The organism is Streptomyces sp. KLMMK (assembly GCF_036961605.1).
In the GTDB taxonomy this organism is placed as follows: Bacteria; Actinomycetota; Actinomycetes; order Streptomycetales; family Streptomycetaceae; genus Streptomyces; species Streptomyces telluris.
The window spans coordinates 1-4451 of the sequence record NZ_JBAMDC010000477.1 but is presented as its reverse complement, the minus strand read 5'-3'; the positions used below and the strand labels follow the sequence as shown (position 1 = coordinate 4451).

Genomic DNA, 4451 nt, shown 5'->3' with positions numbered 1-4451 from the left:
CAGGCCCAGCGGCAGGTTGATCAGGAAGACGGAGCGCCAGCCGAACGTGCCGACGAGGAGGCCGCCGACGGCCGGGCCGAGCCCGGCGGCCACGGAGACGATCGCCGACCACAGGCCGAGGACGCGGGCCCGCTCCCGGGTGCCGGGGAAGGCGGCGAGGAGCAGCGTCAGCGAGCTGGGCATGAACAGCGCCGCGCCGGCGCCCTGCAGGATCCGTCCCGCGATGAGCACGCCCGCCCCGGGTGCGACCGCGGCCAGCAGCGAGGCCGCGGTGAAGAGCGCGAGCCCGGCGAGGTAGGTGCGGCGCGCGCCGTAGCGCCCGGCGAGGGAGCCGGCCAGGAGCAGGAGGGCGGCGAAGGCGAGCACGTAGCCGCTGACGACCCAGGTCAGGCCGGACAGGGAGAGCCCGAGGCCCGTACGGAGGGAGGGGCCGGCGATGTTGATGATCGTGACGTCGAGCGAGGCCAGCACGAAGCCCAGGGCGAGGGTGAGGATGCCGAGCGCAGGCCGGGCGGGGGCGGCCGGCGGGACCGGTGCGGAGGCGGGGGCGGCCGCGGAGGAACGAGGCTGAGCGATCATGGAGATAGTTAAAGCTGTATTGATTACTCGAACAATCATTACAGCTATAACTTTACGAGAGCTATACGAAAGCCCCCGGGGCGGATGTCCCGGGGGCTCCCTCGTGCCGGCACCTCGCGGCCTACGCGCCTTCCAGCGCCCTCGCCAGCTGGTCCCGCAGGGCCGCCCGCTCCTCGTGCGACATGTGGTCCAGCGGCGAGTCCCGTCCGATGCGCCGCAGCAGCTCCAGGCGCAACTCCCGCCCCGCATCGGTCAGGACGAGCCGCTTGGCCCGCCTGTCCTGCGGGTGCGGCTCGCGCACGACCAGGCCGCGCTTCTCCAGCTTGTCCACCACATAGGTGACGTTCGGCGGCTCGCAGCTCAGGATCGCCGCCAGCTCGCGCGCCGTCCTCGGCCGCCCGAGCTCCTCCAGGGCCTTCGCCTGAGTGGGCGTGAGGTCGAACTCGGCGCTGCGGCCGCGCTGGTGCGCGTCCATGCGCTTGTTGAGCTCGACGACCAGGGACCGAATCTCCTTGACCGAGCACCCGACGGCCGCCGTGTCCCGCACTGCGCTGCTGCTCATGCCGCCAGCGTACGCCGCCGGGTCAGCGGCCGGGCCGGACGGACAGGTCGTTGATCTCCGCGTCGCGCGGGAGGTCGATCGCGAGCAGGATCGTCGACGCGACCGACTCGGGGTCGATCCACTGCGACGGGTCGTACTCCTTGCCCTCCTGCTGGTGCACCTTCGCCTGCATGGGGGTCGCGGTGCGGCCCGGGTAGACGCTGGTGACGCGCACGCCGGCCGCGTGCTCCTCGGCCCGCAGCGAGTCCGCGAGCGCCTTCAGGCCGTGCTTGCTCGCCGCGTACGCGCTCCAGCCGGCGTGGGCGTGCAGCCCGGCGCCCGAATTGACGAAGACGACGTGCCCCTTCGTCACGCGCAGCTGCGGCAGGAAGAGCCGCGTCAGCTCGGCCGGGGAGACCAGGTTGGCGGCGAGCGTGGCGTTCCACGTCTTCGGCGTCAGCTCGCCGACGTCGCCGAGGTCGACGACGCCCGCGATGTGCAGCAGCGTGTCGACCCGGTCGGGCAGCGGCTGCTTGTCGAGGGCCCAGGAGAGCCGCTCCGGGTTGGACAGGTCGGCCACGAGCGTGTGGGCGCCGGGGAACGCGGCGGCCAGCTCCCTGGCCCGGCCGGCGTCCCGCGCGAAGAGGTGGACCTCGTCGCCCCGGTCGAGGAGGCGGCGCGCGACCGCCTGCCCGATGCCGGAGCCGGCCCCGGTGATCAGATGTGTTGCCATGGGAGCCAGCTTGCCCTACCGCGGGTGCTACTGCAGACCCGCCGACTCCTCCAGGTACGCCATCGCCCCGAGCCCGTCCTCCGCGAAGAACACCAGCTCGGACAGGGGGAGCGGCAGGAAGCCCTCGTCCTCCATCCGCTGGAACTGCGCCTTGAGGCCGTCGTAGAAACCGGCGGCGTTGAGCAGGACGACGGGCTTGTCGTGGATGCCGTGCTTCTTCAGCTCCAGGATCTCCGTCGCCTCGTCGAGCGTGCCGGTGCCGCCCACCATGATGACGACGGCGTCGGCCCGCGCGAGCAACTGCGCCTTGCGCTCGGCGAGATCGCGGGCGACCACCATCTCGTCGGCGTTGTCCCGGGCCCGCGCGGCGAGGAACTCCACCGTCACGCCCACCAGCCGGCCGCCGCTCTCCTGCACCCCGTCGGCCATGACCTTCATCAGGCCGGACTCGGAGCCTCCCCACACCAGCGTGTGGCCGCCCCTGCCGATGAGTTCGGCGAACTCGCGGGCGGGGACGGTGTAGCGGGCGTCGAGGTCGGCGGCGGAACAGAAGACGGCGATGTTCATGGACGCCACCGTATGTGCCGTCCGGGCGGGGACGCACCGCCCGGGCCACTGTGGGCTGTTTTCGGACCGTTTCCTGTCCCTGTTACGGCCCCGTTCGGTTGCGGGTTCGTCACAGGGAGCGGCTTGGTTTGGCTGCTTGTAAGAGCGCTGTTAGCGTGACGTGCACTCGTCAGCCGGGCGTCAACAGGCGCTGTTTCCAGCCAATTATCGGGGGAAGTTACCAGTGAAGCTTCGTCATGTCCGCGCGGCCGCGGTCTTCGGAATTGCCGTCGTCGCCCTGACCGGAGCCCGTGGCAGCCACGGCGGCGGCTGCGGCGGCGGCAGCTCCAGCCACGGCAGCAGCAGCAGCTCGACTTCCGGCGGCACGACCACGACGGGCGGTACGACCGGCGACTCCAGCACCGGCGGATCGACCGGCGGCGGGACGAGCACGGACGGCGGCCTCACCACGGGCGGCACCAGCGGCCTCACGACCGGCGGTTCCACCAGCAGCGGTACGTCGACCAGCGGCATCACCACGGGCGGCAGCACCGGCGGCAGCGCCTCGCGCGACCTCAAGATCGTCAGCTGCGACTACAGCGACACCCGCGGCATCACCGCGAAGATCTCCGTCACCAACCCCAGCCTGACGGACAACTACACCTACACGTTCTCGGTGAAGTTCACCGACTCGACCGGCACGCTCATCGGCACCCGCAACCGCACCATCCCCTTCGTCGGCCCCGGCAAGACGGACACCCAGGACGTCTCCCAGTCGTACGTGCCGAAGGCGGGCACCAGCGTCAGCGGCAAGTGCGCGGTCAACAACGTGACGCGCACCAAGTCGTAACGCACCTCCCCGCGCGTCCCACCGGACGCGCGGGCCCGGCCGCGGGTCAGGCGCTGTGCGCCGCCCGCGCCGCCGCGCGCTCGGTGGTCGCGATCGTCGCCGAGCCGACCACGCGCGTGCCGTCGTAGAGCACGATCGCCTGGCCCGGGGCCACGCCGCGGACCGGCTCGGCGAAGGCCACCCGCAGCTCGCCGCCGATCAGCTCGGCCGTCACCTCGGTCTCCCCGCCGTGGGCGCGGAGCTGGGCGGTGTACGTGCCGGAGCCCTCGGGGGCCACGCCGCACCAGCGGGGGCGGATGGCCGTCAGCGCGATGACGTCGAGCGCCTCCACCGGGCCCACCGTCACCGTGTTGTTCACCGGCGAGATGTCCAGGACATAGCGCGGCTTGCCGTCCGGGGCCGGGTGGCCGATGCGCAGGCCCTTGCGCTGGCCGATCGTGAAGCCGTACGCGCCCTCGTGGGTGCCCACCTTCGCGCCCGTCTCGTCGACGATGTCTCCCTCGGCCTTGCCCAGGCGCTTCGCGAGGAAGCCGCGGGTGTCGCCGTCGGCGATGAAGCAGATGTCGTGGCTGTCGGGCTTCTTCGCCACGGCCAGGCCGCGGCGCTCCGCCTCCGCGCGGATCTCGTCCTTCGTGGTGACCGTGTCGCCCAGCGGGAACATCGCGTGGGCCAGCTGCCGGTCGTCCAGCACGCCGAGGACGTAGGACTGGTCCTTCGCCATATCGCTCGCGCGGTGCAGCTCGCGGGTGCCGTCCTCGTTGAGGACGACCGTCGCGTAGTGGCCGGTGCACACCGCGTCGAAGCCCAGCGCGAGCGCCTTGTCCAGCAGCGCCGCGAACTTGATCTTCTCGTTGCAGCGCAGGCAGGGGTTGGGCGTGCGCCCGGCCTCGTACTCGGCGACGAAGTCCTCGACGACGTCCTCGCGGAAGCGCTCCGCCAGGTCCCAGCAGTAGAAGGGGATGCCGATGACGTCTGCGGCGCGGCGGGCGTCGCGGGAGTCCTCGATGGTGCAGCAGCCGCGCGCGCCCGTCCGGAAGGACTGCGGGTTCGCGGACAGCGCGAGGTGCACGCCGGTCACGTCGTGCCCGGCCTCGGCGGCGCGGGCCGCGGCGACGGCGGAGTCGACACCGCCGGACATGGCGGCGAGCACGCGGAGCCCCTTGCGGGGGGCCTGGGGGTCGGGGGCACCGGGGAAGTCAGTC

General features: G+C 72.2%; 6 protein-coding genes. 1 reads left to right on the top strand and 5 read right to left on the bottom strand.

The features are described 5' to 3' along the window. The 4 genes from V7793_RS34000 to V7793_RS33985 form a co-directional block, all read right to left on the bottom strand. Window positions 1–579 (bottom strand): MFS transporter (locus V7793_RS34000; RefSeq protein WP_336013551.1); only part of this gene is annotated, 579 nt, incomplete at its 3' end. Window positions 580–700: 121 nt separating this feature from the next. Continuing rightward, window positions 701–1141: a MarR family winged helix-turn-helix transcriptional regulator gene (locus V7793_RS33995; RefSeq protein ID WP_336013549.1), complete on the bottom strand. Its 441-nt coding sequence runs from the start codon at window positions 1139–1141 to the stop codon at window positions 701–703. A gap of 22 nt (window positions 1142–1163) precedes the next feature. After that, window positions 1164–1853 (bottom strand): SDR family oxidoreductase, encoded by a 690-nt coding sequence (locus V7793_RS33990; protein ID WP_336013548.1) that lies wholly within the window; start codon window positions 1851–1853, stop codon window positions 1164–1166. A gap of 27 nt (window positions 1854–1880) precedes the next feature. Continuing rightward, window positions 1881–2420, bottom strand: coding sequence for a TIGR00730 family Rossman fold protein (locus V7793_RS33985; protein WP_336013547.1), 540 nt, complete (start codon window positions 2418–2420; stop codon window positions 1881–1883). Between the two features lie 223 nt (window positions 2421–2643). Here V7793_RS33985 and V7793_RS33980 point away from each other — a divergent pair, with 223 nt between their 5' ends. Beyond that, window positions 2644–3249, top strand: coding sequence for a hypothetical protein (locus tag V7793_RS33980; RefSeq protein ID WP_336013546.1), 606 nt, complete (start codon window positions 2644–2646; stop codon window positions 3247–3249). A gap of 46 nt (window positions 3250–3295) precedes the next feature. On the opposite strand, the gene mnmA is transcribed toward V7793_RS33980, so the two are convergent. Then, a complete protein-coding gene (mnmA, locus tag V7793_RS33975; protein ID WP_336013552.1) occupies window positions 3296–4387 on the bottom strand; it encodes a tRNA 2-thiouridine(34) synthase MnmA in 1092 nt (363 codons plus the stop codon). Between the last annotated feature and the right edge of the window lie 64 nt (window positions 4388–4451).